The sequence below is a fragment of the Escherichia sp. KTE159 genome (assembly GCF_000408805.1).
GTDB lineage: Bacteria > Pseudomonadota > Gammaproteobacteria > Enterobacterales > Enterobacteriaceae > Escherichia > Escherichia marmotae.
Genome location: NZ_KE137292.1, coordinates 3060939 through 3084504, shown reverse-complemented (window position 1 = coordinate 3084504; position 23566 = coordinate 3060939). Strand labels below are relative to the sequence as shown.

Below are 23566 nucleotides of genomic sequence, written 5' to 3'. Positions count from 1 at the left end.
CCTGCTAAAACGTCGCGAGCTTCTACCCTATCAGAGTCTGAAGTCTTCCCCAAGGTATACACGCTTAACATGTTCGTCTTGTAAGATTTCTGTCGGCGTGCCGTGGGCGATTAAATGTCCCTGACTGACGATATAAGCACGTTCACAAACAGCCAGCGTTTCACGCACGTTGTGGTCGGTGATAAGTACACCCAGGCCGCTGTCGCGTAAATGCTCAATGATGCGTTTAATGTCGATGACTGAGATCGGGTCAACCCCGGCAAACGGTTCATCGAGCAGGATAAATTTCGGATTTGCAGCCAGCGCGCGGGCAATTTCTACACGACGGCGTTCACCACCGGAGAGCGATTGACCCATGCTGTCGCGCAGATGCTCAATGTGAAACTCTTCCATCAATTCGTTCGCACGATCTTCACGTTGTTCAGCGGATAAATCGTCACGAATTTGCAGTACTGCCATCAGGTTATCGTAAACGCTAAGACGGCGGAAAATTGAAGCTTCCTGCGGCAGATAGCCGATACCGCGACGCGCGCGTGCATGCAGCGGCAGCAGGCTGATATCGTCATCATCAATAATGATGTTGCCCGCATCGCGCGGCACAATACCGACGACCATATAGAAAGTGGTGGTTTTACCGGCACCGTTTGGCCCCAGCAGCCCGACAATTTCCCCGGAGTTAACGGTCAGGCTGACGTCTTCCACCACGCGGCGACCCTTGTAGGCTTTTGCAAGGTTCTTTGCTGTTAATGTTGCCATAACGAATTAATTACCCTTCTTCTGCGCCGGGGTCTGGCCTTTGTTGTTTTTGTCCTGCAACTGCGACGGCACCAGAACGGTGGTTACGCGCTTGCCTTTATCGCTGAAAGCCTGCATTTTCTGCTCTTTCACCAGATAAGTAATTTTATCGCCCGTTATATTGCTATCGACCTGCTGCAGATAAGCATTACCGGTCAGGATGACAAAATCTTTCGCCAGTTCGTAATGCATCTGGGAAGCGTGACCTTCGACTGGTTTACCGTTGTCCTGCATCTGATAGAACGTTGCCGGTTTACCGTAGCCGTCAATCACTTCTTTACCTTGTTCGCCGCCCGGACGAGTAACGACCACTTTATCGGCATTAATTTTGATGGTGCCCTGGGTAACGATGACATTACCGGTAAAGGTGACCACGTTGCCTTGCATATCAAGAGATTGCTGATCCGACTCAATGTGAATCGGCTGGTCAGTGTCTCCGGTAACGGCAAATGCCGGAATACTGGCGGCCAGAAGTGAGCTGGCAAGCACAAGATTAAGGCTGAGTTTGTTTGTTTTGAATTTCATAGGATGTTCTAACCTTTTCAATCAGCTCGGCGTTCTTGCTGCGTAAGTTGCCGCGCATTTTCAGACCGCTGGAGTTAAATGTTGTTCCGTATAACGTGACGAGGTCTTCAGAGGTAACATCCTGCGTCACCAGATTGATCTGCGCGTTATCCGTCGTGATTCTGCGAAGTTGAGAGTCCGGCACGAGTGCGTTGACTTCAACGTGTCCATATAAATAGAGCATCCGATCATTAGTCAGCTTGGCTTTATCCGCTTTTACCGACCATGTCGGGATTTTATCCTTATCAAACGTGGTAAGTACCGGTTGCGTAAACCACGAAACGGCCTGATCGGAATAATATTCAACGTGTTGAGCAATCAATCGATAGCTTAGCGCCCCTTCTGGGTTATAGACGAGCGTGTCCGTATGCTCGCTTTTATAGGTGGGATCATTGTTGTTGACGACCACCTGGGCGGTATCGTCTTTCTCGGTCATGTTAATGCCGATCATCACCAGAACCGCCAGTGATAACACAATGATAACCCAACGTCTGGCTTTACTCATATCGATTGCCCTTTGGCTTCATCCAGTTTGCCCTGCGCCAGGAGTAATAAGTCGCAAACTTCACGAACTGCGCCACGACCACCAGCAATGCGCGTCACGTAATCAGCGCGCGGAATCAACAGCGGATGTGCATCGGCCACAGCCACGCTTAAGCCTACTTTTTCCATTACTGGCCAGTCGATGAGATCATCCCCAACGTAAGCCACGTTTTCCGGGGCGATCGCCAGTTTTTCCAGCAGATCGCTAAAGGCGATAAGTTTGTTCGACTGCCCCTGATACAAATGGGTAATTCCCAATGTGGCACAACGATCTTCTACCAGTTTAGCCTTTCGCCCGGTAATGATGGCGACTTCAATATCAGAGGTGAGCGCACAACGAATGCCATAACCGTCCCGAACATTGAACGCTTTAAGTTCTTCGCCGTTGTTGCCCATATAAATCAGGCCATCTGACAGCACGCCATCGACGTCGAGAATTAGCAGACGAATGTTCTCCGCTTTTGCCATAACGTCGGCGCTGACAGGGCCGTAACAGGTCTCAAGCGACGTACCTGCTTTGCTCATTGTTGTTTATCCTTGAATCTTTACACTACGCCTGCACGCAGTAAATCATGCATATGTAACACACCGAGTAAATGGTCGCCATCGGCAACCATTACGGAGGTGATATGGCGGGACTGCATTAAGTTCAGTGCCTCAACGGCCAGAATGCCAGGGCGCACGCGGATTCCCCCCGGCGTCATCACATCGGCAATGCTTAATTGACGGACATCCACACCCATATCGAAGACACGGCGTAAATCACCGTCGGTAAAGATGCCTTCAATCATCATATTGTCATCGCAAATGACAGTCATACCAAGATTTTTGCGGGTAATTTCCAGTAATGCATCGCGCAGGCTGGCGGTTTTTTTGACATGCGGGATCTCATCACCCGTATGCATAATATCGCTTACGCGCAGCAGAAGTTTACGACCCAGTGCGCCGCCGGGATGTGAGAGCGCAAAATCTTCGGCGGTAAAGCCGCGCGCTTTTAACAGGGCGACGGCGAGAGCATCGCCCATCACCAGCGTGGCGGTGGTGCTGCTGGTCGGTGCCAGCCCCAACGGACAGGCTTCTTTCGCTACTTTAACACACAGATGCACGTCAGCGGCACGCGCCATGCTACTCTCCGGGCGACCGGTAATGCAGATTAACGGCACGTGAAGACGCTTAAGCACCGGAATCAATGCTGCGATTTCACTGGATTCACCCGAATTAGAGATAGCAATCACCACGTCTTGTGGCGTAACCATGCCTAAATCGCCATGCGCGGCTTCGCCAGGATGGACGAAAAATGACGGAGTACCGGTGCTGGCAAAGGTGGCTGCCATTTTGCGCCCGATGTGTCCCGATTTGCCCATCCCCATAACTACGACTTTACCTTTACACCAAAATATCTTTTCACAAGCGAGTGTGAAATTCTGATTGATGTATTGATCAAGCCCCGCCAGGCATTCACGTTCAATCGCCAGGACTTCTTTACCTGCTTGCTGAAAGTCAAAACCCGGTTGCAACTCTACGTGCGACATAATGCGTTTCCAGTTATTCAACGAGTATTGGCGATAACCAGTACAACATCGCCAGCCATACGATAAATCCGCCTGTTAATAATACCCCTACGCCACGGCCAGGTTGAGGGGAGCGCCGCCAGCACAGCAACGCAAAAATAATGCTTACCAACAACATCACGCTGTAGTCACGGCTATACGCCAGTGGGTTAATCTCCCCTGGGGTAATCAGCGCCGGTAGACCCAGCACGATGACGATATTAAAAATATTCGCGCCGATGATATTACCGACGGCGATGTCGTTCTCGCCTTTGCGTACACCGGCTATCGCGGTTGCCAGTTCTGGCAGACTCGTGCCGATAGCGATTGCCGTCAGACCAATAGTCAACTCGCTGATAGCAAAGTAATTTGCCAGCACGGTAGCGTTATCAATCACCATCCGCGTTGCTACTGGCATGATGATCAGTGCAATGCCGAGCCATAAAAAAGCAACGGGTAAACCACCTTCACGCGGCAGTTCTGCAAGTTGCTCCCTGGTCAGGCTGTCAGTTCCCTGACGTTCAGCCTGATGTGCAAGTTTAACAATGAACAGCAGCCATAGCACAGCCAGAAAGAGGAGAAAGATACCATCGCTGCGGCTAAGTTGTCCGTCATAGAGTACGGAACCGGCTACAACGCTGACCAATAACATTAAGGGTAATTCACGGCGCAGAACATCAGAATGGACGGTAAAAGGGCGTACCAGCGCGGTCAGACCGAGGATCAGCAAGATATTGATAATGTTTGAGCCAAGCGCCGTACCGACAGCTAAATCTCGTTGTTCGTGCAGCGACGCGGCAAGTGAAACAATAATCTCTGGAAGTGACGTACCAATACTGACTACGGTCATACCAATGATCAGCGGTGGAATGCCAAAAGTGCGACAAAGAATGGAAGCGGCAAATACCAGTCGGTCGGCACTGTATACGACCAAAAGTAAACCAACAATTAACAGTGCCGTAGCTAAAAGCATCTAACGTCCTTTCTTCAGGTATACTCGCCGGTCCGCTGAAGATTTTCAGAAAGCCGTAATGGATTCTTAATTTTGACTTTATGCGGCTAAAAAGTAAAACAAATGCCAGCTTTCGCTAACCACGGCGGGTAATATTCTGTAAATATGTTGGGTTCAAGGTTAAATTGAGCGTCATGCTTAAAAAATCAACGCAAGACGAAGGGTGAATTATGGAGCAGTCTGTGGCGAATTTAGTCGATATGCGCGATGTCAGTTTTACGCGTGGCAATCGCTGCATCTTCGATAATATTTCCCTGACCGTGCCGCGAGGGAAGATCACGGCAATCATGGGGCCATCGGGCATCGGTAAAACGACGCTACTCCGACTGATTGGTGGGCAAATCGCACCTGATCACGGTGAGATCCTTTTTGATGGTGAGAATATTCCGGCGATGTCTCGTTCGCGCCTGTACACGGTGCGTAAACGCATGAGCATGTTGTTTCAGTCCGGGGCGTTGTTCACCGATATGAACGTATTTGACAACGTTGCCTATCCACTGCGCGAACACACCCAGCTCCCCGCACCATTGTTGCATAGTACGGTAATGATGAAGCTGGAAGCGGTGGGGCTGCGTGGAGCGGCTAAACTTATGCCTTCTGAACTTTCCGGCGGGATGGCTCGTCGCGCCGCACTGGCGCGCGCAATTGCCCTGGAGCCAGATCTCATCATGTTTGATGAACCGTTTGTTGGGCAAGATCCCATCACTATGGGCGTACTGGTGAAGCTGATTTCTGAGCTGAACAGCGCGCTGGGCGTCACCTGTGTGGTAGTTTCTCACGATGTGCCGGAAGTCTTAAGTATTGCGGATCACGCCTGGATTCTGGCGGACAAAAAGATTGTTGCTCACGGTAGCGCTCAGGCGTTGCAGGAGAATCCCGATCCGCGTGTCCGTCAGTTTCTGGACGGGATAGCTGACGGGCCTGTTCCGTTCCGCTATCCTGCCGGCGATTATCACGCTGATCTTTTACCAGGGAGTTAAGCCACTCATGCTGTTAAATGCGCTGGCGTCGCTTGGACATAAAGGGATTAAAACCCTGAGAACGTTCGGGCGGGCCGGGTTAATGTTATTCAATGCGCTGGTCGGCAAACCGGAATTTCGTAAACACGCGCCGCTGCTGGTGCGTCAGCTCTATAATGTCGGCGTCCTGTCGATGCTGATTATTGTGGTTTCTGGCGTATTCATCGGAATGGTGCTGGGTCTACAAGGTTATCTGGTTCTGACCACCTATAGTGCGGAAACCAGTCTGGGGATGCTGGTGGCGTTATCGCTGCTGCGTGAACTGGGGCCGGTGGTTGCCGCGTTGCTGTTTGCCGGACGCGCCGGTTCGGCGTTAACTGCTGAAATTGGTTTGATGCGCGCCACAGAACAACTCTCCAGTATGGAGATGATGGCGGTCGATCCGCTGCGTCGGGTTATTTCTCCACGTTTCTGGGCTGGGGTTATTTCATTGCCGCTGCTGACGATTATTTTCGTCGCCGTGGGGATCTGGGGCGGATCATTGGTCGGCGTTAGCTGGAAAGGTATTGATAGCGGATTCTTCTGGTCGGCAATGCAAAACGCCGTCGACTGGCGTATGGATTTGGTCAACTGTCTGATTAAGAGCGTGGTGTTCGCCATTACGGTGACGTGGATTTCGTTGTTTAACGGTTACGACGCTATCCCGACTTCTGCCGGGATTAGCCGGGCAACCACTCGCACCGTTGTCCACTCGTCTCTGGCTGTTCTGGGGCTGGATTTTGTGCTGACCGCATTGATGTTTGGGAATTGAGTTCATGCAAACGAAAAAAAATGAAATTTGGGTGGGAATCTTTTTATTAGCAGCACTGCTGGCGGCGCTGTTTGTTTGCCTGAAGGCGGCAAACGTGACGTCAATACGTACTGAACCAACCTACACGCTCTATGCGACGTTCGATAACATCGGCGGTCTGAAAGCGCGCTCTCCGGTTAGTATCGGTGGCGTTGTAGTCGGTCGGGTGGCAGATATTACGCTGGATCCAAAAACCTATTTGCCACGCGTGACGCTGGAAATTGAACAACGTTATAACCACATTCCTGACACCAGTTCGCTGAGCATTCGTACTTCCGGTCTGCTTGGGGAGCAATATCTGGCGTTAAACGTCGGTTTTGAAGATCCCGAACTGGGTACTGCTATCCTGAAGGATGGCGATACAATTCAGGACACCAAGTCTGCGATGGTGCTGGAAGATCTCATTGGTCAGTTCCTTTACGGTAGTAAAGGCGATGACAATAAGAATAGTGGCGATGCGCCAGCTACTGCGCCAGGTAATAATGAAACCACTGAACCTGTGGGTACAACGAAATAATTTCAGGAGAACCGACGCATGTTTAAACGTTTAATGATGGTCGCTTTGCTGGTGATTGCACCGTTGAGTGCGGCAACCGCGGCAGACCAGACCAATCCGTATAAGCTGATGGACGAGGCGGCGCAGAAAACGTTCGATCGCCTGAAGAATGAGCAACCGCAAATTCGGGCTAACCCGGATTATCTGCGTACTATTGTTGATCAGGAGCTACTGCCGTATGTGCAGGTGAAATACGCTGGTGCACTGGTGCTGGGTCAGTATTACAAGAGTGCTACCCCGGCCCAACGTGACGCGTACTTTGCCGCTTTCCGTGAGTACCTGAAGCAGGCTTACGGTCAGGCACTGGCGATGTATCACGGTCAGACTTACCAGATTGCGCCAGAACAGCCGCTGGGCGACAAAACCATTGTGCCTATTCGCGTCACCATTATTGACCCGAATGGCCGCCCGCCGGTACGTCTGGATTTCCAGTGGCGCAAAAATTCCCAAACTGGCAACTGGCAGGCTTACGACATGATTGCCGAAGGCGTCAGCATGATCACCACCAAACAAAACGAGTGGGGAACGCTGCTGCGTACCAAAGGTATCGACGGCCTGACTGCGCAACTGAAATCGATTTCTCAACAGAAAATCACTCTGGAAGAGAAAAAATAATGAGTGAGTCACTGAGCTGGGTGCAGACGGGTGACACTCTGGCATTAGCTGGAGAGTTGGATCAAGACGTACTGCTACCGCTTTGGGAAGTGCGTGAAGAAGCGATGAAGGGAATTACCTGCATCGATCTCAGTCGCGTGTCCCGCGTTGATACAGGTGGGTTGGCGTTGCTGCTCCACCTTATCAATCTGGCGAAAAAGCAGGGTCACAGCGTGACGCTTCAGGGGGTAAACGATAAAGTCTATACCCTGGCAAAGTTGTATAATTTGCCGTCTGATGTCCTGCCTCGTTAAATTTTTTCAGGCTGGATAAGGCGTTAACCGCCTGTCCAGCAAATCTGCCTGCAAGTTGAGCCTTGTTTGATACATCAGCAAGGCTTTTTGCTTATTTATGACTGCGCAACTTTGCTCTAAGATGTTTCGCTGGCTTATTAACTGATGAATGAAGATCCCATGGAAAATAATGAAATTCAGAGCGTGCTGATGAACGCTCTCTCCCTCCAGGAAGTCCACGTTTCCGGCGATGGCAGCCACTTTCAGGTTATTGCCGTGGGTGAGATGTTTGACGGCATGAGCCGGGTTAAAAAACAGCAGACGGTTTATGGTCCGCTGATGGAATATATTGCGGATAACCGCATTCATGCTGTGTCGATCAAAGCTTATACCCCTGCGGAGTGGGCGCGCGATCGCAAACTGAACGGCTTTTGAGCTATGGGCGATTTGCCGGTAGCAGATATGAATTGTTAACTGAGAACAAACTAAATGGATAAATTTCGTGTTCAGGGGCCAACAAAGCTCCAGGGCGAAGTCACAATTTCCGGCGCTAAAAATGCTGCTCTGCCTATCCTTTTTGCCGCGCTACTGGCGGAAGAGCCAGTAGAGATCCAGAACGTTCCGAAACTGAAAGACGTCGATACGTCAATGAAATTGCTGAGTCAGCTTGGTGCTAAAGTGGAACGTAATGGCTCTGTGCATATTGATGCCCGCGATGTAAATGTGTTCTGCGCGCCTTACGAGCTGGTGAAAACCATGCGCGCTTCTATTTGGGCGCTGGGGCCGCTGGTAGCGCGTTTCGGTCAGGGACAGGTTTCGCTGCCTGGCGGTTGTACAATTGGTGCGCGCCCGGTTGATTTACATATTTCCGGCCTTGAGCAATTAGGCGCGACCATCAAACTGGAAGAAGGTTACGTTAAGGCTTCCGTCGATGGCCGTCTGAAAGGCGCGCATATCGTGATGGATAAAGTCAGCGTTGGTGCAACAGTCACCATCATGTGTGCCGCAACTCTGGCAGAAGGCACTACCGTTATCGAAAACGCGGCGCGTGAACCGGAAATCGTCGATACCGCCAACTTCCTCATTACGCTGGGCGCGAAAATTAGCGGTCAGGGTACTGATCGAATAGTCATCGAAGGTGTGGAACGTTTAGGCGGTGGCGTCTACCGCGTGCTACCGGATCGTATTGAGACCGGCACGTTCCTGGTCGCTGCGGCGATCTCTCGCGGTAAAATTATCTGCCGTAACGCCCAGCCAGATACCCTCGATGCTGTGCTGGCGAAGTTGCGTGACGCCGGGGCGGACATTGAAGTGGGCGAGGACTGGATTAGCCTGGATATGCATGGCAAACGTCCGAAGGCTGTTAATGTGCGTACCGCGCCGCATCCGGCGTTTCCGACCGATATGCAGGCCCAGTTCACGTTGCTGAACCTGGTGGCAGAAGGGACTGGATTTATCACTGAAACTGTGTTTGAAAACCGCTTTATGCACGTGCCAGAACTGAGCCGTATGGGCGCGCATGCCGAGATTGAAAGCAATACCGTTATTTGTCACGGTGTCGAAAAACTTTCCGGCGCACAGGTTATGGCGACCGATCTGCGTGCTTCAGCAAGTCTGGTGCTGGCTGGTTGTATTGCAGAAGGAACTACGGTTGTTGATCGTATTTATCACATCGATCGCGGCTACGAACGCATTGAAGACAAACTGCGTGCCTTAGGTGCGAACATCGAGCGTGTGAAAGGCGAGTAATCGTCTGAAAGCTGGCAGCCCCGTTCGCGGGGCTACCGCCAGACAACTCATTTTTTCGGTTTGGTGTAGCTGCGCATTAACTGTGTTCTGTCGATAAACGCATGTGTCTGCGGATCGTGATAGCGTGATGGCCAGATTACCCAAGGTTCCGTTCCTAATGCTTTCGCAATAATCATCTCTCCCTTCGGCCAGGGACGTGATAATGCATTTGCCAGCGTCGAAGAACTTAAACCATTTCTGCGAGACTCCGCAGCCATTGATGTTCCTTTTTTCCGCAAACCAGCAATGATGTCGGCAGGATGCCAGTCAATGAAATTATTCTCCATCTTTCCTCACTCCTTAAGTTAGTCGCTTTCATTCAGAACATGCGTTCTGTCGAGCATCACTATACTCCTGATGGCGAATTGCTCTAAAAAGTTCATGTAAATAGCGTGAAGATTCAGAATATATAAAGAAAATGACCTGATTATTCAGAGAGTATTGCGCTGAATAAGTATTTTTATGGAGCTTACTGGAATTATCCCGCGCAATGCGCGGGATACAGGGAAGGGATTAGCGATCGCGTTGAACAGCGATGTGCGCGAGGCCGATTAATGCCTCTCGCCACGGAGTGTCCGGGAGTACCTGTAATGCTTCAATAGCTTTATCTGCTTCTTCCTCGGCACGCTGACGCGTCCATTCGAGAGAACCACAAGCGTTCATTGCTTCCAGAACAGGTTCCAGAAGATGACGCCCGTTGCCTTGCTCAATGGCGGTACGGATCATCTGCGCTTGTTCCCGTGTGCCATGATGCATTGCATGCAGCAGCGGTAACGTTGGTTTACCTTCGTTCAGATCGTCCCCGACGTTTTTACCCAACTGTTCACCGTCGGCATTGTAATCGAGCAAATCGTCGATTAGCTGGAAAGCGGTGCCGAGGTAGCGACCATAATCCTGCAGACCTTTTTCTTCTTCTGGCGTACAACCTGCCAGAATTCCGGAACACTGAGCAGCAGCCTCAAACAGGCGCGCGGTTTTGCTGTAAATAACGCGCATGTAGTTTTCTTCGGTGATGTCCGGGTCGTTAACGTTCATCAGTTGCAGCACTTCACCTTCTGCGATGACGTTTACCGCTTCGGACATCACTTCCAGCACTTTGAGCGAGCCGAGGCTGGTCATCATCTGGAAAGCGCGGGTATAAATAAAATCACCAACCAACACGCTGGCAGCATTGCCAAACGCGGCGTTGGCGGTAGCTTTACCCCTGCGCATATCTGATTCATCCACAACGTCGTCGTGTAGCAGGGTCGCCGTGTGGATAAACTCGATCAGGGCGGCGATAGTGACATGCGCATTCCCCTCATAGCCAACAGCTCGTGCAGCCAGTACAGCAATCATCGGGCGAATGCGTTTACCCCCGCCGCTGACGATGTAATAGCCTAACTGATTGATCAGTTGGACTTCGGAATTAAGCTGCTCGAGAATTGCCGCATTAACACCCGCCATATCTTGCGCGGTTAACTCATTGATTTTTTCTAAATTCATCGCAAAAGCCGGGCTTTTCGCCCCGATTACCTTACTGTGAACAAAGGCAACTTAGGGTTTATGGTTAGGAATATAGGGTGATTGTACTGAAAAAATGGCACAGATAAACGTTACCGTACAAGTTGTGTTTTTTTTCTTCGTGTATTGACTGTAGCACTTGTCAAAGGCGTGCGTTTTGCGTAATATTCGCGCCCTATTGTGAATATTTATAGCGCGCTCTGAATCATTGAAAAGGTGTGCGCGGAAGCGGAGTTTTATATGTACGCGGTTTTCCAAAGTGGTGGTAAACAACACCGAGTAAGCGAAGGTCAGACCGTTCGCCTGGAAAAGCTGGACATCGCAACTGGCGAAACTGTTGAGTTCGCAGAAGTTCTGATGATCGCAAACGGTGAAGAAGTCAAAATCGGCGTTCCTTTCGTTGATGGCGGCGTAATCAAAGCTGAAGTTGTTGCTCACGGTCGTGGCGAGAAAGTTAAAATCGTTAAGTTTCGCCGTCGTAAACACTATCGTAAGCAGCAGGGCCATCGTCAGTGGTTCACTGATGTGAAAATTACTGGCATCAGCGCCTAAGACCTGAGGAGAGATTTCAAATGGCACATAAAAAGGCTGGCGGCTCCACACGTAACGGTCGCGATTCAGAAGCTAAACGCCTGGGCGTTAAGCGTTTCGGTGGCGAATCCGTTCTGGCGGGTAGTATCATCGTTCGTCAACGTGGTACTAAATTCCACGCGGGCACCAACGTAGGTTGCGGTCGTGACCACACTTTGTTTGCTAAAGCAGACGGTAAAGTGAAATTCGAAGTTAAAGGCCCGAAAAACCGTAAGTTTATCAGCATCGAAGCTGAATAAGTTTTTCGCGTCCCGGTAACGGATGAAAGCCCCGCAACGTGTTGCGGGGCTTTTTACATTCGACAACCGGTAAAAATGCGCATCGTGCGGCGTTAATCCGCAAATGCGTTTTGCAGGGAATACGGTATGAAGCAGCAGGCAGGCATTGGCATTCTTTTGGCGCTCACCACAGCAATTTGCTGGGGGGCGTTGCCAATCGCAATGAAGCAGGTGCTGGAGGTGATGGAACCTCCGACAATCGTGTTTTACCGTTTCGTGATGGCGAGTATTGGCCTTGGTGCCATTCTTGCAGTGAAGAAAAAGCTGCCGCCATTACGCGTGTTTCGTAAGCCACGTTGGTTGATATTACTGGCGGTGGCGACTGCCGGACTGTTTGGGAATTTCATCCTGTTCAGCTCATCCTTGCAATACTTGAGTCCTACCGCCTCGCAGGTGATAGGGCAACTCTCGCCGGTTGGCATGATGGTTGCCAGCGTATTTATCCTGAAAGAGAAAATGCGTAGCACTCAGGTAGTGGGAGCATTGATGCTTCTGAGTGGGCTGGTGATGTTCTTTAACACCAGTCTGGTTGAGATTTTTACAAAGCTCACCGATTACACCTGGGGTGTTATCTTTGGTGTCGGTGCTGCAACGGTCTGGGTGAGTTATGGCGTGGCGCAAAAGGTTTTATTGCGTCGGTTGGCATCACCGCAGATCCTGTTTTTGCTGTACACTTTATGTACAATTGCGCTCTTCCCACTGGCGAAACCAGGGGTGATAGCGCAGCTTAGCAACTGGCAACTCGCATGTTTAATTTTTTGCGGGCTGAATACGTTGGTAGGATATGGCGCCCTGGCGGAAGCGATGGCACGCTGGCAGGCAGCGCAGGTGAGCGCGATCATCACGCTTACTCCACTGTTTACGCTGTTTTTTTCAGATCTTTTATCACTGGCCTGGCCCGATTTCTTCGCCAGACCGATGTTAAACCTTTTAGGTTATCTCGGTGCGTTTGTCGTGGTTGCGGGCGCGATGTATTCCGCCATTGGTCATCGTATTTGGGGCGGATTACGTAAGCATACAACGGTGGTATCGCAACCCCGCGCAGGCGAATGATTTACGGAGAATAAAATGAAGTTTGTTGATGAAGCATCGATTCTGGTCGTTGCAGGTGATGGCGGCAATGGTTGTGTGAGCTTCCGCCGCGAAAAATATATTCCGAAAGGCGGCCCGGATGGCGGCGATGGTGGTGACGGCGGCGACGTATGGATGGAAGCCGACGAGAACCTGAACACGCTTATCGATTACCGTTTTGAAAAATCTTTCCGTGCAGAGCGTGGCCAGAACGGTGCAAGCCGCGACTGTACCGGTAAGCGTGGTAAAGACGTGACGATTAAAGTGCCAGTAGGTACGCGTGTTATCGATCAGGGCACTGGTGAAACCATGGGCGATATGACCAAACACGGTCAGCGTCTGCTGGTTGCTAAGGGCGGCTGGCACGGCCTGGGCAACACCCGCTTCAAATCATCGGTTAACCGTACTCCCCGGCAGAAAACCAACGGTACGCCAGGTGATAAGCGTGAGCTGCTGCTGGAGCTGATGCTGCTGGCTGATGTCGGGATGCTGGGGATGCCAAACGCTGGTAAATCGACCTTTATCCGCGCAGTATCTGCGGCTAAACCGAAAGTGGCGGACTATCCGTTTACCACTCTGGTGCCAAGCCTTGGCGTGGTTCGTATGGACAATGAGAAGAGCTTCGTTGTTGCTGATATTCCGGGGCTGATTGAAGGTGCTGCTGAAGGTGCAGGTCTGGGGATCCGCTTCCTGAAGCATCTGGAACGTTGCCGCGTATTGCTGCACCTTATCGATATCGATCCGATTGACGGCACCGATCCGGTTGAGAACGCGCGCATTATTATTAGCGAGCTGGAAAAATACAGCCAGGATCTGGCGGCGAAACCACGCTGGTTAGTCTTCAACAAGATTGACCTGCTGGATAAAGCGGAAGCCGAAGAGAAAGCGAAAGCCATCGCTGAGGCGCTGGGTTGGGAAGATAAATATTATCTGATCTCTGCAGCGAGCGGGCTGGGCGTGAAAGACCTCTGCTGGGATGTGATGACCTTTATCATCGAAAACCCAGTGGTGCAGGCTGAAGAAGCGAAACAGCCAGAGAAAGTCGAATTCATGTGGGATGATTATCACCGTCAGCAGCTTGAAGAGATTGCTGAAGAGGATGATGAAGACTGGGATGACGACTGGGACGAAGACGACGAAGAGGGCGTTGAGTTCATTTACAAGCGTTAATCAGCAAAACCCCGGCACTGCGCCGGGGTTTCTTTTTAACTAATTGTTCTGATAAATATCTTTGTACAAGCGGCTTTCAAAGCGCACCAACGGAATGCGGCGATTACGTTGATCCGCCGGTTCTACCGCATAGCCAGAAAGATATTGTACAAATGCCATCCGTTGCCCACTTGCCGTGGTAATGAATCCCGCCAGGTTATACACGCCTTGTAACGATCCTGTTTTTGCCGAAACTTTGCCATCTACCCCCGCCTGATGCAGACCGGCACGGTACTGTAACGAGCCGTCATAGCCTGCCAGCGGCAGCATGGAGATAAAGTTAAGCTCGTTATCATGCTGGGCAATGTATTGTAGCACTTGCATCATGGTGGCTGGCGCAATCAGGTTATGTCGTGAAAGCCCTGAACCATCGGCAATAATGGTGTTGCCAATATCGACACCGGCTTGCTGACGCAGGATCTGGCGCACGGCATCGGAGCCGGCTCGCCATGTACCAGGCACATTAAAGCGCGCATGACCAATCATTCGAAAGACGGTATCTGCGATCATGTTGTCCGATTTTTTCAGCATAATCTTAAGCAGATCATGCAAAGGGGCCGACTGTTTGCTGGCGACCACCGTTCCCGGCTCATTAACCTGTGTCTGGCGCAGCAGTGTGCCGGTATAGGTGATGCCTGCCTGTTTAAGCTCATCTTTCAGAATCGCCCCAGCATAGCTGGCACCATCCTGTACGGCAAAGGCCAATGGAAGAGGCTCAGAACGTTGTGGCAGGCATCCAGTTAGCGTAAAGCGGTTAAGGTCACCAGGCACGACATCCAGCTCGCAATATTGCGCTTCGGCAGAACCACGGGGGAGGGTGCGTACCTGACTGAACATCGTAACGGGGTAATAAGATGCCACGCGAATAAAAGCCATATCACCGGGCTTTTGTGCGCTGTAGAGCGAGACAGAGAAGCAATTGCGGTCAACGATAGCGGCGGCTGGCGGAGCGCTAAAGCATTGTGTCATGTCGTTCCAAGGCCAGCCGGGAGCCTTATCGTGACTGGCAAAAATGGAGGTATCTATAAGCACGTTGCCATTGATTTGCGTGATGCCAGATTTTTTCAGGGTTGTTACCATATTGCGAATATCCTGACGTTTTAGCGTCGGATCGGCACCAAATCGCGCCACTAAGTCGCCTTTAAGCACACCGTTTTCCACATTACCTTTGGTTTCCAACGTGGTGGTAAAACGAAAGTCGGGGCCGAGTTGAATCAATGCCGCCAGCGCAGTGATGACTTTTTGCGTACTGGCGGGTAGCGCCATCTGCTGACTGTGGTAATCAATAGTGGGGGCAGACGCGCCGACTTTTTGCACCATCAGGGCAAGGTTGGCACCTGCGGGGAGTTGAGTAATGTACTCATCAACATTCGCGGCCTGAACACTGAACGCTATACCGCTGGTCAATCCGATGATAAATCTGGAAAATCGCATAATCTCGCGCTAACAACCTGGAATCGAGCCGTCATACTACGGCGCAACACCCTATAAAGTAAACGATGACCCTTCGGGAACTTCAGGGTAAAATGACCATCAAAATGTGAATTGTAGCTGACCTGGGGCCTGTTTCCGGGTCGGTATTTTTTTGCTTCTGGCCCTGGTGAGGAGTTATGCCGGGCTGACCGAACAGCCGGGGTGGGTGGAGACTCGCCCCATCAGGAATATTCAAGAGGTATAACAAATGCAAGCTATTCCGATGACCTTACGCGGCGCTGAAAAATTACGCGAAGAGCTGGATTTTCTGAAATCTGTGCGCCGTCCTGAAATCATTGCTGCTATTGCTGAAGCGCGTGAACATGGCGATCTGAAAGAGAACGCCGAATACCACGCAGCTCGTGAGCAGCAGGGCTTCTGCGAAGGCCGTATTAAAGATATCGAAGCCAAGCTGTCGAACGCTCAGGTAATCGATGTCACCAAAATGCCGAACAATGGTCGCGTTATTTTTGGTGCTACCGTAACGGTGTTGAATCTGGATTCTGATGAAGAGCAGACTTATCGCATCGTAGGTGATGATGAAGCTGACTTTAAACAAAACCTGATTTCTGTAAACTCGCCTATCGCTCGTGGCTTGATCGGCAAAGAAGAAGATGATGTTGTGGTCATCAAAACGCCGGGCGGCGAAGTAGAATTTGAAGTAATTAAGGTGGAATACCTGTAAGAATTACCCAATACTCAAAATGTTGATGTATTGTAAAGAAAGGAAAAAGGCCGCTATGCGGCCTTTTATCAACGAACAGAGCGTGGCATTTTGCTCTCCTGCCTGCGGAAAATCCCTCGTTTTACACAGAAAATGTGTGTAACTTTAGGATAATCTTAGCGTGGCAGCGAGATTTTACGTTCTTTAGTTGGGCGATAAAGCACCAGCGTTTTACCGATGACCTGTACATTACAGGCGCCGGTTTCGCGCACGATAGCTTCCACGATCAAGGTTTTAGTTTCGCGATCTTCTGTTGCGATTTTCACCTTGATGAGTTCATGGTGCTCTAGCGCTTGTTCAATCTCGGCCAGCACCCCTTCGGTCAAACCATTACTGCCAAGCAGAACAACTGGCTTGAGCGGATGTGCCAGACCTTTCAGGTGCTGTTTTTGTTTAGTACTCAGATTCATCGTATTTTTTTGCTTACGTTGGGATTGAAAACGGGTCATTCTACCGCCATCTCCCATATATCACCAAATAGGCGCGTAAAAATTTACGCAATTGGTTACGATGAGTTATCCCAATGGGAAAGTTAAATGACAGGTAAGAAGCGTTCTGCCAGTTCCAGCCGCTGGCTTCAGGAACACTTTAGCGATAAATATGTTCAACAGGCACAGAAAAAGGGGTTACGTTCCCGTGCCTGGTTTAAACTTGATGAAATACAGCAAAGTGACAAACTCTTTAAACCGGGAATGACGGTAGTCGACCTTGGCGCTGCGCCGGGTGGTTGGTCACAATATGTAGTCACCCAAATTGGCGGCAAAGGCCGTATCATCGCTTGCGATCTTTTACCTATGGATCCTATCGTTGGTGTGGACTTTCTTCAGGGCGATTTTCGTGATGAACTGGTCATGAAGGCTCTGCTGGAGCGTGTAGGCGACAGCAAAGTCCAGGTTGTCATGTCAGATATGGCACCAAACATGAGCGGAACACCGGCGGTGGATATCCCCCGTGCCATGTATCTGGTGGAACTGGCGCTAGAAATGTGTCGTGATGTGTTAGCGCCGGGTGGCAGTTTTGTAGTGAAGGTGTTCCAGGGCGAAGGTTTCGATGAGTATCTAAGGGAAATTCGCTCCCTGTTTACGAAGGTTAAAGTTCGTAAGCCGGACTCTTCTCGTGCACGTTCGCGGGAAGTGTATATTGTAGCGACCGGGCGTAAACCCTAACCGGGAGATTTCAGACGAAAGTTTGAAAGATGCTGGATATAGAGTATCCTGACGCTGTTTTTAACACAGTTGTAATAAGAGGTTAATCCCTTGAGTGACATGGCGAAAAACCTAATACTCTGGCTGGTCATTGCCGTTGTGCTGATGTCAGTATTCCAGAGCTTTGGGCCCAGCGAGTCTAATGGCCGTAAGGTGGATTACTCTACCTTCCTACAAGAGGTCAATAACGACCAGGTTCGTGAAGCGCGTATCAACGGACGTGAAATCAACGTTACCAAGAAAGATAGTAACCGTTATACCACTTACATTCCGGTTCAGGATCCAAAACTACTGGATAACCTGTTGACCAAGAACGTCAAGGTTGTCGGTGAACCGCCTGAAGAGCCAAGCCTGCTGGCTTCTATCTTCATCTCCTGGTTCCCGATGCTGTTGCTGATTGGTGTCTGGATCTTCTTCATGCGTCAAATGCAGGGCGGCGGTGGCAAAGGTGCTATGTCGTTCGGTAAGAGCAAAGCACGTATGTTGACGGAAGATCAGATCAAAACGACCTTTGCTGACGTTGCTGGTTGCGACGAAGCAAAAGAAGAAGTTGCTGAGCTGGTTGAGTATCTGCGTGAGCCGAGCCGCTTCCAGAAACTGGGCGGTAAGATCCCGAAAGGGGTTTTGATGGTTGGTCCTCCGGGTACTGGTAAAACGTTGCTGGCGAAAGCCATTGCAGGCGAAGCGAAAGTTCCGTTCTTTACCATTTCTGGTTCTGACTTCGTTGAAATGTTCGTTGGTGTTGGTGCATCTCGTGTACGTGACATGTTCGAACAGGCGAAGAAAGCGGCTCCGTGTATCATCTTTATTGATGAAATCGATGCCGTAGGCCGCCAGCGTGGCGCGGGTCTGGGTGGTGGTCACGATGAACGTGAACAGACACTTAACCAGATGCTGGTTGAGATGGACGGCTTCGAAGGTAACGAAGGTATCATCGTGATCGCTGCGACTAACCGCCCGGACGTTCTCGACCCGGCGCTGCTGCGTCCTGGTCGTTTCGACCGTCAGGTTGTGGTTGGTTTGCCAGATGTTCGTGGTCGTGAGCAGATCCTGAAAGTTCACATGCGTCGCGTACCGCTGGCACCAGATGTTGATGCGGCAATTATCGCCCGTGGTACACCGGGCTTCTCTGGCGCAGATCTGGCTAACCTGGTGAACGAAGCAGCACTGTTCGCTGCACGTGGCAATAAACGTGTTGTTTCGATGGTTGAGTTCGAGAAAGCGAAAGACAAAATCATGATGGGCGCGGAACGTCGCTCCATGGTGATGACGGAAGCGCAGAAAGAGTCCACCGCGTATCACGAAGCAGGCCATGCGATTATCGGTCGCCTGGTGCCGGAACACGATCCGGTACACAAAGTAACGATTATCCCGCGCGGTCGTGCGTTGGGTGTGACCTTCTTCCTGCCTGAAGGCGATGCTATCAGTGCCAGCCGTCAGAAACTGGAAAGCCAGATCAGTACCCTGTACGGCGGTCGTCTGGCAGAAGAGATCATCTACGGACCGGAACATGTTTCTACCGGGGCGTCCAACGACATTAAAGTTGCGACCAACCTGGCGCGTAACATGGTGACCCAGTGGGGCTTCTCTGAGAAACTCGGTCCGCTACTGTATGCGGAAGAAGAAGGTGAAGTTTTCCTCGGTCGTAGCGTGGCCAAAGCTAAACATATGTCCGATGAAACTGCGCGTATCATCGACCAGGAAGTGAAGTCACTGATTGAACGTAACTACAATCGTGCGCGTCAGTTGTTGAACGACAACCTGGATATCCTGCATGCGATGAAAGATGCACTCATGAAATATGAGACCATCGACGCACCGCAGATTGATGACCTGATGGCGCGTCGCGATGTACGTCCGCCTGCAGGTTGGGAAGAGTCGGGAGCATCTAACAATTCTGACAATAATGGCACTCCAAAGGCGCCGCGTCCGGTTGATGAACCACGCACGCCAAATCCGGGTAATACCATGTCAGAGCAGTTAGGCGACAAGTAAGTTCCCGCATCAGATGACTGTATTTGTACCGAAAACCCCGGGGCGTGCTCCGGGGTTTTTTCTTATCAATTTATACCAGGGATAACACCATGAAACTCTTTGCCCAGGGCTCTTCACTGGATCTTAGCCATCCTCACGTAATGGGGATCCTCAACGTTACGCCAGATTCTTTCTCTGATGGCGGTACGCATAACTCACTGACTGATGCAGTGAAACATGCGAACCTGATGATCAACGCTGGCGCGACGATCATTGACGTTGGTGGAGAGTCCACGCGTCCAGGGGCAGCGGAAGTGAGTGTTGAAGAAGAGTTGCAGCGTGTTATTCCGGTGGTTGAGGCAATTGCGCAACGATTCGAAGTTTGGATCTCGGTCGATACTTCTAAACCGGAAGTCATCCGGGAATCGGCAAGAGTGGGCGCTCACATCATTAACGATATCCGATCCCTTTCCGAGCCAGGTGCTCTGGAAGCGGCTGCGGAAACCGGTTTACCCGTATGTCTGATGCATATGCAGGGAAATCCAAAGACCATGCAGGAAGCACCGAAATATGATGATGTCTTTGCTGAAGTGAATCGCTACTTTATTGAGCAAATAGCACGTTGTGAACAGGCGGGTATCGCAAAAGAGAAATTGTTGCTCGACCCCGGATTCGGTTTCGGTAAAAATCTCTCCCATAACTATTCATTACTGGCGCGTCTGGCTGAATTTCATCATTTCAATCTGCCGCTGTTGGTGGGTATGTCACGAAAATCGATGATTGGACAGCTACTGAATGTTGGGCCGTCTGAGCGTCTGAGCGGCAGTCTGGCTTGTGCGGTAATTGCCGCAATGCAGGGCGCGCACATTATTCGTGTTCATGACGTCAAAGAAACCGTAGAAGCGATGCGGGTGGTGGAAGCCACTCTGTCTGCAAAGGAAAATAAACGCTATGAGTAATCGTAAATATTTCGGGACCGATGGGATTCGTGGTCGTGTTGGGGATGCGCCGATCACACCTGATTTTGTGCTTAAACTGGGCTGGGCTGCGGGTAAAGTACTGGCGCGGCACGGCTCCCGTAAGATCATTATCGGCAAAGATACCCGTATTTCTGGCTATATGTTGGAGTCGGCGCTGGAAGCCGGCCTGGCGGCAGCGGGCCTTTCCGCGCTCTTCACCGGCCCGATGCCAACACCGGCGGTGGCTTATCTGACACGCACCTTTCGTGCAGAGGCCGGGATTGTGATTTCTGCATCGCATAACCCGTTCTACGATAATGGTATTAAATTCTTTTCCATCGACGGCACTAAACTGCCAGATGCAGTCGAAGAAGCCATCGAAGCTGAAATGGAAAAAGAGATTAGCTGCGTTGATTCGGCAGAACTGGGTAAAGCCAGCCGTATTGTTGATGCTGCGGGTCGCTATATCGAATTTTGCAAAGCCACGTTCCCGAACGAACTTAGCCTCAGTGAACTGAAGATTGTGGTGGATTGCGCAAATGGTGCAACCTATCACATCGCTCCAAATGTACTGCGCGAGCTGGGAGCGAACGTAATCGCCATCGGTTGTGAGCCGAATGGTGTAAACATCAATGCCGAAGTGGGGGCAACTGATGTTCGTGCATTACAGGCGCGTGTACTGGCTGAAAAAGCGGATCTCGGCATTGCCTTTGACGGCGACGGCGACCGCGTCATCATGGTTGACCATGAAGGCAATAAAGTCGATGGCGATCAGATCATGTATATCATCGCGCGTGAAGGTCTTCGTCAGGGGCAGTTGCGTGGTGGCGTAGTGGGCACATTAATGAGCAATATGGGGCTGGAATTGGCGCTGAAACAGCTAGGTATTCCATTTGCTCGCGCAAAAGTGGGCGACCGCTATGTACTGGAAAAAATGCAGGAGAAAGGCTGGCGCATCGGCGCGGAGAACTCCGGTCATGTGATTCTGCTGGATAAAACCACCACCGGTGACGGCATCGTTGCCGGTTTGCAGGTACTGGCGGCGATGGCGCGCAACCACATGAGTCTGCACGACCTTTGCAGTGGCATGAAAATGTTCCCGCAGATTCTGGTTAACGTGCGTTATACCGCAGGCAGCGGCGATCCGCTTGAGCATGAATCAGTTAAAGCCGTGACAGTGGAAGTTGAAGCGGCGCTGGGTAGCCGTGGACGCGTGCTGCTGCGTAAATCTGGCACCGAGCCGTTGATTCGCGTGATGGTCGAAGGTGAAGACGAAGCACAGGTGACTGAATTTGCCCACCGTATCGCTGATGCGGTAAAAGCGGTTTAATGCGATTGCTAACTGGCTAAAAAGGCGGCGATTGTCGCCTTTGTTCTACTTATGTACATCGGTTTTGCTGTTTTTTTCCGCAGTTGATACAATGCAATAAAATTGCCCTTGCGAAGGTCATTCGCTTTGGTTAGTATTCACACCCGCTTCAGTGGGAAAGATTAAATTATCCCGCTTTATTGGTTGAAGCATTGGTACGCGGCAACTCCGCAAGGAACAGGTTGATTATGTACGAAGCTCTTTTAGTAGTTTTCCTTATTGTAGCAATTGGCCTTGTTGGTCTGATCATGCTGCAGCAAGGTAAAGGCGCTGATATGGGAGCCTCCTTCGGAGCAGGCGCTTCCGCTACGCTGTTTGGTTCAAGTGGTTCTGGTAACTTCATGACCCGTATGACGGCTGTGCTGGCAACGTTGTTCTTCATCATCAGTCTGGTGTTGGGTAACATCAACAGTAATAAAACCAATAAAGGTAGCGAATGGGAAAATCTGAGTGCTCCGGCGAAAACCGAACAGACTCAGCCTGCTGCTCCGGCTAAGCCGACCAGCGATATCCCGAACTAAGAGTAGTATCTGTGCTGAGGTGGTGGAATTGGTAGACACGCTACCTTGAGGTGGTAGTGCCCTAACGGGCTTGTGGGTTCGAGTCCCATCCTCAGTACCAATATTCCGAAAGAAAGACGCTGAAAAGCGTCTTTTTTCGTTTTTATAAGTTAAACATTCTGATAGTTATTTCCCCACCCGTAAGTCTGTTTCATCCAGTTTGAAATCTGTAATTTCTAACTTTTGCATTATTAACGGAAGCACCTGGTGAATTATTCTCATACCAGTAAGGATCTCGTTCATGTATATATCAGGATGAATGCGAGATTTATTGAAATCGAAACTTTCGGCTTCTGCTGCAACGCTAAGTTGGTCAGCAGTGTTATAAACCATATCCAGAAGTTCGGCTCTTAACGGGATTCCCGCCCTGAATGCCATCATCTTGAGTTGATTCAACCAATTTTCGTAGTCTTTTTGAACTTTATAACGAAACAGTTTAATGTTTGACGCAATCGGAGTATCAATTTCAATTTTGCATGCGGCAAGTGATATCAATGAACTCTGAATATTGATGGCTTCGCTGGAATAGACATCTAAATCATCATCCTGAACTAACTCATCAACATATGCTATGTAGAATCCATAAACGTCATTCAGAGCATGGTAAATGTCATTGATTACGGAACAATGAGCGTTGTTCTCTATGACCTCCCAAAAAGCCTCTTTATGATCAGCATTTTTGCCGTCAATATTAAGTTCTTTGGGAAAGGAAAGAGGTGAAGGAAAACCTATGCGGTTCAACACATCTATTGTTTCTTCAACCAAAAAGCCATCTTCGTCAGTAAGAGGTCGTGTTATATAACCCGTTTCAGAGTCTTCCATAGCTTGTTGAGCAAGAAAATGGATAAGTCGATCCCATTTCTCAGCATTCTCGACTGAGCCCGTCCATTCAACTAGTTGAGGAGAGTAATGCCCTATTTGTGTAATATCTCTGAATTTTTTTTCCATGTCAGTAGACATATGTTCCCCTTTTTTCCACTTGCTAATTTGTGTTGAGGAAACACCTAACTGGTTTGCTAAATCTTTTTGGGTACATTTCAGAGTATGTACTGCGAGGCGTACAAAATATTCACCATTCATTGGTCATTCCTTTTACTGAGCATGAAAGAATAAAGTAAAAATAGAATGGACTGATATTTACTTTAT

28 protein-coding genes and 1 tRNA gene are annotated in these 23566 nt (G+C 50.3%); 18 read left to right on the top strand and 11 right to left on the bottom strand.

All coding sequences use genetic code 11. From position 1 onward, the window contains the following. Nucleotides 1–30: 30 nt before the first annotated feature. From lptB to A31E_RS07125, 6 genes are read right to left on the bottom strand one after another with little or no spacing between them, the layout of a single operon-like run. Nucleotides 31–756 carry an LPS export ABC transporter ATP-binding protein gene (gene lptB, locus A31E_RS07100; RefSeq protein ID WP_000224099.1) on the bottom strand — a complete coding sequence of 242 codons (726 nt, stop codon included), beginning with the start codon at nucleotides 754–756 and terminating at the stop codon, nucleotides 31–33. 6 nt (nucleotides 757–762) lie between these two features. Further along, entirely contained in the window at nucleotides 763–1320 is a 558-nt protein-coding gene (gene lptA / locus A31E_RS07105) for a lipopolysaccharide ABC transporter substrate-binding protein LptA (protein ID WP_000669775.1), read from the bottom strand. Next, nucleotides 1289–1864, bottom strand: a complete 576-nt coding sequence (gene lptC / locus A31E_RS07110) for an LPS export ABC transporter periplasmic protein LptC (protein WP_000030542.1) — start codon at nucleotides 1862–1864, stop codon at nucleotides 1289–1291. The genes lptA and lptC overlap by 32 nt, the downstream gene beginning before the upstream one ends. Then, nucleotides 1861–2427, bottom strand: a complete 567-nt coding sequence (gene kdsC, locus A31E_RS07115) for a 3-deoxy-manno-octulosonate-8-phosphatase KdsC (protein WP_000030047.1) — start codon at nucleotides 2425–2427, stop codon at nucleotides 1861–1863. Before kdsC ends, lptC begins: the two co-directional genes overlap by 4 nt. Nucleotides 2428–2447: 20 nt before the next feature. Then, complete coding sequence (gene kdsD / locus A31E_RS07120) at nucleotides 2448–3434, bottom strand: arabinose-5-phosphate isomerase KdsD (protein WP_016249248.1); 987 nt, start codon at nucleotides 3432–3434, stop codon at nucleotides 2448–2450. 13 nt (nucleotides 3435–3447) lie between these two features. Continuing rightward, nucleotides 3448–4425, bottom strand: a complete 978-nt coding sequence (locus A31E_RS07125; protein WP_000922895.1) for a calcium/sodium antiporter — start codon at nucleotides 4423–4425, stop codon at nucleotides 3448–3450. Nucleotides 4426–4634: 209 nt separating this feature from the next. On the opposite strand from A31E_RS07125, the gene mlaF reads away from it, so the two are divergent. From mlaF to murA, 7 genes are all read left to right on the top strand, one after another. Further along, on the top strand, nucleotides 4635–5444 hold the full coding sequence (mlaF, locus tag A31E_RS07130; protein WP_000438247.1) for a phospholipid ABC transporter ATP-binding protein MlaF: 810 nt from the start codon (nucleotides 4635–4637) through the stop codon (nucleotides 5442–5444). 7 nt (nucleotides 5445–5451) lie between these two features. After that, a complete protein-coding gene (gene mlaE, locus A31E_RS07135; RefSeq protein ID WP_000925792.1) occupies nucleotides 5452–6234 on the top strand; it encodes a lipid asymmetry maintenance ABC transporter permease subunit MlaE in 783 nt (260 codons plus the stop codon). Between the two features lie 4 nt (nucleotides 6235–6238). Continuing rightward, nucleotides 6239–6790 (top strand): outer membrane lipid asymmetry maintenance protein MlaD, encoded by a 552-nt coding sequence (gene mlaD / locus A31E_RS07140; RefSeq protein ID WP_001517165.1) that lies wholly within the window; start codon nucleotides 6239–6241, stop codon nucleotides 6788–6790. Between the two features lie 18 nt (nucleotides 6791–6808). Further along, the gene (mlaC, locus tag A31E_RS07145; RefSeq protein WP_000476484.1) at nucleotides 6809–7444 is read left to right on the top strand and encodes a phospholipid-binding protein MlaC; all 636 of its coding nucleotides are present in this window, start codon (nucleotides 6809–6811) and stop codon (nucleotides 7442–7444) included. Then, nucleotides 7444–7737 (top strand): lipid asymmetry maintenance protein MlaB, encoded by a 294-nt coding sequence (mlaB, locus tag A31E_RS07150; protein WP_000004490.1) that lies wholly within the window; start codon nucleotides 7444–7446, stop codon nucleotides 7735–7737. Before mlaC ends, mlaB begins: the two co-directional genes overlap by 1 nt. 159 nt (nucleotides 7738–7896) lie before the next feature. After that, a complete protein-coding gene (ibaG, locus tag A31E_RS07155; RefSeq protein WP_010379217.1) occupies nucleotides 7897–8151 on the top strand; it encodes a BolA family iron metabolism protein IbaG in 255 nt (84 codons plus the stop codon). Between the two features lie 54 nt (nucleotides 8152–8205). Further along, a complete protein-coding gene (gene murA, locus A31E_RS07160) occupies nucleotides 8206–9465 on the top strand; it encodes a UDP-N-acetylglucosamine 1-carboxyvinyltransferase (protein WP_000357277.1) in 1260 nt (419 codons plus the stop codon). Between the two features lie 47 nt (nucleotides 9466–9512). On the opposite strand, the gene sfsB is transcribed toward murA, so the two are convergent. Together sfsB and ispB are read right to left on the bottom strand one after the other, a co-directional pair. Next, on the bottom strand, nucleotides 9513–9791 hold the full coding sequence (gene sfsB / locus A31E_RS07165; RefSeq protein WP_000429729.1) for a DNA-binding transcriptional regulator SfsB: 279 nt from the start codon (nucleotides 9789–9791) through the stop codon (nucleotides 9513–9515). A 226-nt stretch (nucleotides 9792–10017) separates the two neighbouring features. Beyond that, the gene (gene ispB, locus A31E_RS07170) at nucleotides 10018–10989 is read right to left on the bottom strand and encodes an octaprenyl diphosphate synthase (RefSeq protein WP_016249247.1); all 972 of its coding nucleotides are present in this window, start codon (nucleotides 10987–10989) and stop codon (nucleotides 10018–10020) included. Between the two features lie 258 nt (nucleotides 10990–11247). On the opposite strand from ispB, the gene rplU reads away from it, so the two are divergent. From rplU to cgtA, 4 genes are all read left to right on the top strand, one after another. Then, nucleotides 11248–11559 (top strand): 50S ribosomal protein L21, encoded by a 312-nt coding sequence (gene rplU, locus A31E_RS07175; protein ID WP_000271401.1) that lies wholly within the window; start codon nucleotides 11248–11250, stop codon nucleotides 11557–11559. Between the two features lie 20 nt (nucleotides 11560–11579). Beyond that, nucleotides 11580–11837, top strand: a complete 258-nt coding sequence (gene rpmA, locus A31E_RS07180) for a 50S ribosomal protein L27 (protein ID WP_000940596.1) — start codon at nucleotides 11580–11582, stop codon at nucleotides 11835–11837. Nucleotides 11838–11963: 126 nt separating this feature from the next. Next, entirely contained in the window at nucleotides 11964–12929 is a 966-nt protein-coding gene (locus A31E_RS07185; protein WP_016249246.1) for a DMT family transporter, read from the top strand. Nucleotides 12930–12944: 15 nt separating this feature from the next. Then, complete coding sequence (gene cgtA / locus A31E_RS07190) at nucleotides 12945–14117, top strand: Obg family GTPase CgtA (protein WP_000673561.1); 1173 nt, start codon at nucleotides 12945–12947, stop codon at nucleotides 14115–14117. Nucleotides 14118–14156: 39 nt separating this feature from the next. Here cgtA and dacB read toward each other — a convergent pair whose 3' ends face one another. Next, a complete protein-coding gene (dacB, locus tag A31E_RS07195) occupies nucleotides 14157–15590 on the bottom strand; it encodes a serine-type D-Ala-D-Ala carboxypeptidase (RefSeq protein ID WP_001212669.1) in 1434 nt (477 codons plus the stop codon). Nucleotides 15591–15837: 247 nt separating this feature from the next. Here dacB and greA point away from each other — a divergent pair, with 247 nt between their 5' ends. Beyond that, nucleotides 15838–16314 carry a transcription elongation factor GreA gene (greA, locus tag A31E_RS07200; RefSeq protein ID WP_001148001.1) on the top strand — a complete coding sequence of 159 codons (477 nt, stop codon included), beginning with the start codon at nucleotides 15838–15840 and terminating at the stop codon, nucleotides 16312–16314. 155 nt (nucleotides 16315–16469) lie between these two features. Here the strand turns inward: greA and yhbY are convergent, their stop codons facing one another. Further along, a complete protein-coding gene (yhbY, locus tag A31E_RS07205; protein ID WP_001054420.1) occupies nucleotides 16470–16763 on the bottom strand; it encodes a ribosome assembly RNA-binding protein YhbY in 294 nt (97 codons plus the stop codon). Nucleotides 16764–16889: 126 nt separating this feature from the next. On the opposite strand from yhbY, the gene rlmE reads away from it, so the two are divergent. The 6 genes from rlmE (at nucleotide 16890) to A31E_RS07235 (ending at nucleotide 22481) form a co-directional block, all read left to right on the top strand. After that, nucleotides 16890–17519, top strand: coding sequence for a 23S rRNA (uridine(2552)-2'-O)-methyltransferase RlmE (gene rlmE, locus A31E_RS07210; RefSeq protein ID WP_000145975.1), 630 nt, complete (start codon nucleotides 16890–16892; stop codon nucleotides 17517–17519). A 99-nt stretch (nucleotides 17520–17618) separates the two neighbouring features. After that, the gene (ftsH, locus tag A31E_RS07215; RefSeq protein WP_001107478.1) at nucleotides 17619–19553 is read left to right on the top strand and encodes an ATP-dependent zinc metalloprotease FtsH; all 1935 of its coding nucleotides are present in this window, start codon (nucleotides 17619–17621) and stop codon (nucleotides 19551–19553) included. 89 nt (nucleotides 19554–19642) lie between these two features. Continuing rightward, complete coding sequence (gene folP, locus A31E_RS07220; RefSeq protein ID WP_000764718.1) at nucleotides 19643–20491, top strand: dihydropteroate synthase; 849 nt, start codon at nucleotides 19643–19645, stop codon at nucleotides 20489–20491. After that, nucleotides 20484–21821, top strand: coding sequence for a phosphoglucosamine mutase (gene glmM, locus A31E_RS07225; RefSeq protein WP_016249245.1), 1338 nt, complete (start codon nucleotides 20484–20486; stop codon nucleotides 21819–21821). Before folP ends, glmM begins: the two co-directional genes overlap by 8 nt. A 227-nt stretch (nucleotides 21822–22048) precedes the next feature. Beyond that, the gene (gene secG / locus A31E_RS07230; protein ID WP_001517162.1) at nucleotides 22049–22381 is read left to right on the top strand and encodes a preprotein translocase subunit SecG; all 333 of its coding nucleotides are present in this window, start codon (nucleotides 22049–22051) and stop codon (nucleotides 22379–22381) included. 13 nt (nucleotides 22382–22394) lie between these two features. Next, nucleotides 22395–22481, top strand: a tRNA-Leu gene (locus tag A31E_RS07235). A gap of 65 nt (nucleotides 22482–22546) precedes the next feature. On the opposite strand, the gene A31E_RS07240 is transcribed toward A31E_RS07235, so the two are convergent. Next, complete coding sequence (locus A31E_RS07240; RefSeq protein WP_016249244.1) at nucleotides 22547–23500, bottom strand: helix-turn-helix domain-containing protein; 954 nt, start codon at nucleotides 23498–23500, stop codon at nucleotides 22547–22549. Nucleotides 23501–23566 lie beyond the last annotated feature (66 nt).

Excerpts from the sequence above, each read along its gene's own strand:
- mlaD (WP_001517165.1), top strand. The coding sequence starts at position 6,239 with ATGCAAACGAAAAAAAATGAAATTTGGGTGGGAATCTTTTTATTAGCA.
- ibaG (WP_010379217.1), top strand. The coding sequence starts at position 7,897 with ATGGAAAATAATGAAATTCAGAGCGTGCTGATGAACGCTCTCTCCCTC.
- cgtA (WP_000673561.1), top strand. The coding sequence starts at position 12,945 with ATGAAGTTTGTTGATGAAGCATCGATTCTGGTCGTTGCAGGTGATGGC.
- sfsB (WP_000429729.1), bottom strand. The coding sequence starts at position 9,791 with ATGGAGAATAATTTCATTGACTGGCATCCTGCCGACATCATTGCTGGT.
- ispB (WP_016249247.1), bottom strand. The coding sequence starts at position 10,989 with ATGAATTTAGAAAAAATCAATGAGTTAACCGCGCAAGATATGGCGGGT.
- kdsC (WP_000030047.1), bottom strand. The coding sequence starts at position 2,427 with ATGAGCAAAGCAGGTACGTCGCTTGAGACCTGTTACGGCCCTGTCAGC.
- yhbY (WP_001054420.1), bottom strand. The coding sequence starts at position 16,763 with ATGAATCTGAGTACTAAACAAAAACAGCACCTGAAAGGTCTGGCACAT.
- rplU (WP_000271401.1), top strand. The coding sequence starts at position 11,248 with ATGTACGCGGTTTTCCAAAGTGGTGGTAAACAACACCGAGTAAGCGAA.
- lptA (WP_000669775.1), bottom strand. The coding sequence starts at position 1,320 with ATGAAATTCAAAACAAACAAACTCAGCCTTAATCTTGTGCTTGCCAGC.
- dacB (WP_001212669.1), bottom strand. The coding sequence starts at position 15,590 with ATGCGATTTTCCAGATTTATCATCGGATTGACCAGCGGTATAGCGTTC.
- rpmA (WP_000940596.1), top strand. The coding sequence starts at position 11,580 with ATGGCACATAAAAAGGCTGGCGGCTCCACACGTAACGGTCGCGATTCA.
- murA (WP_000357277.1), top strand. The coding sequence starts at position 8,206 with ATGGATAAATTTCGTGTTCAGGGGCCAACAAAGCTCCAGGGCGAAGTC.
- greA (WP_001148001.1), top strand. The coding sequence starts at position 15,838 with ATGCAAGCTATTCCGATGACCTTACGCGGCGCTGAAAAATTACGCGAA.
- mlaE (WP_000925792.1), top strand. The coding sequence starts at position 5,452 with ATGCTGTTAAATGCGCTGGCGTCGCTTGGACATAAAGGGATTAAAACC.
- rlmE (WP_000145975.1), top strand. The coding sequence starts at position 16,890 with ATGACAGGTAAGAAGCGTTCTGCCAGTTCCAGCCGCTGGCTTCAGGAA.
- mlaB (WP_000004490.1), top strand. The coding sequence starts at position 7,444 with ATGAGTGAGTCACTGAGCTGGGTGCAGACGGGTGACACTCTGGCATTA.
- A31E_RS07240 (WP_016249244.1), bottom strand. The coding sequence starts at position 23,500 with ATGAATGGTGAATATTTTGTACGCCTCGCAGTACATACTCTGAAATGT.
- secG (WP_001517162.1), top strand. The coding sequence starts at position 22,049 with ATGTACGAAGCTCTTTTAGTAGTTTTCCTTATTGTAGCAATTGGCCTT.
- A31E_RS07125 (WP_000922895.1), bottom strand. The coding sequence starts at position 4,425 with ATGCTTTTAGCTACGGCACTGTTAATTGTTGGTTTACTTTTGGTCGTA.
- mlaF (WP_000438247.1), top strand. The coding sequence starts at position 4,635 with ATGGAGCAGTCTGTGGCGAATTTAGTCGATATGCGCGATGTCAGTTTT.
- lptC (WP_000030542.1), bottom strand. The coding sequence starts at position 1,864 with ATGAGTAAAGCCAGACGTTGGGTTATCATTGTGTTATCACTGGCGGTT.
- ftsH (WP_001107478.1), top strand. The coding sequence starts at position 17,619 with ATGGCGAAAAACCTAATACTCTGGCTGGTCATTGCCGTTGTGCTGATG.
- lptB (WP_000224099.1), bottom strand. The coding sequence starts at position 756 with ATGGCAACATTAACAGCAAAGAACCTTGCAAAAGCCTACAAGGGTCGC.
- folP (WP_000764718.1), top strand. The coding sequence starts at position 19,643 with ATGAAACTCTTTGCCCAGGGCTCTTCACTGGATCTTAGCCATCCTCAC.
- mlaC (WP_000476484.1), top strand. The coding sequence starts at position 6,809 with ATGTTTAAACGTTTAATGATGGTCGCTTTGCTGGTGATTGCACCGTTG.
- A31E_RS07185 (WP_016249246.1), top strand. The coding sequence starts at position 11,964 with ATGAAGCAGCAGGCAGGCATTGGCATTCTTTTGGCGCTCACCACAGCA.
- glmM (WP_016249245.1), top strand. The coding sequence starts at position 20,484 with ATGAGTAATCGTAAATATTTCGGGACCGATGGGATTCGTGGTCGTGTT.
- kdsD (WP_016249248.1), bottom strand. The coding sequence starts at position 3,434 with ATGTCGCACGTAGAGTTGCAACCGGGTTTTGACTTTCAGCAAGCAGGT.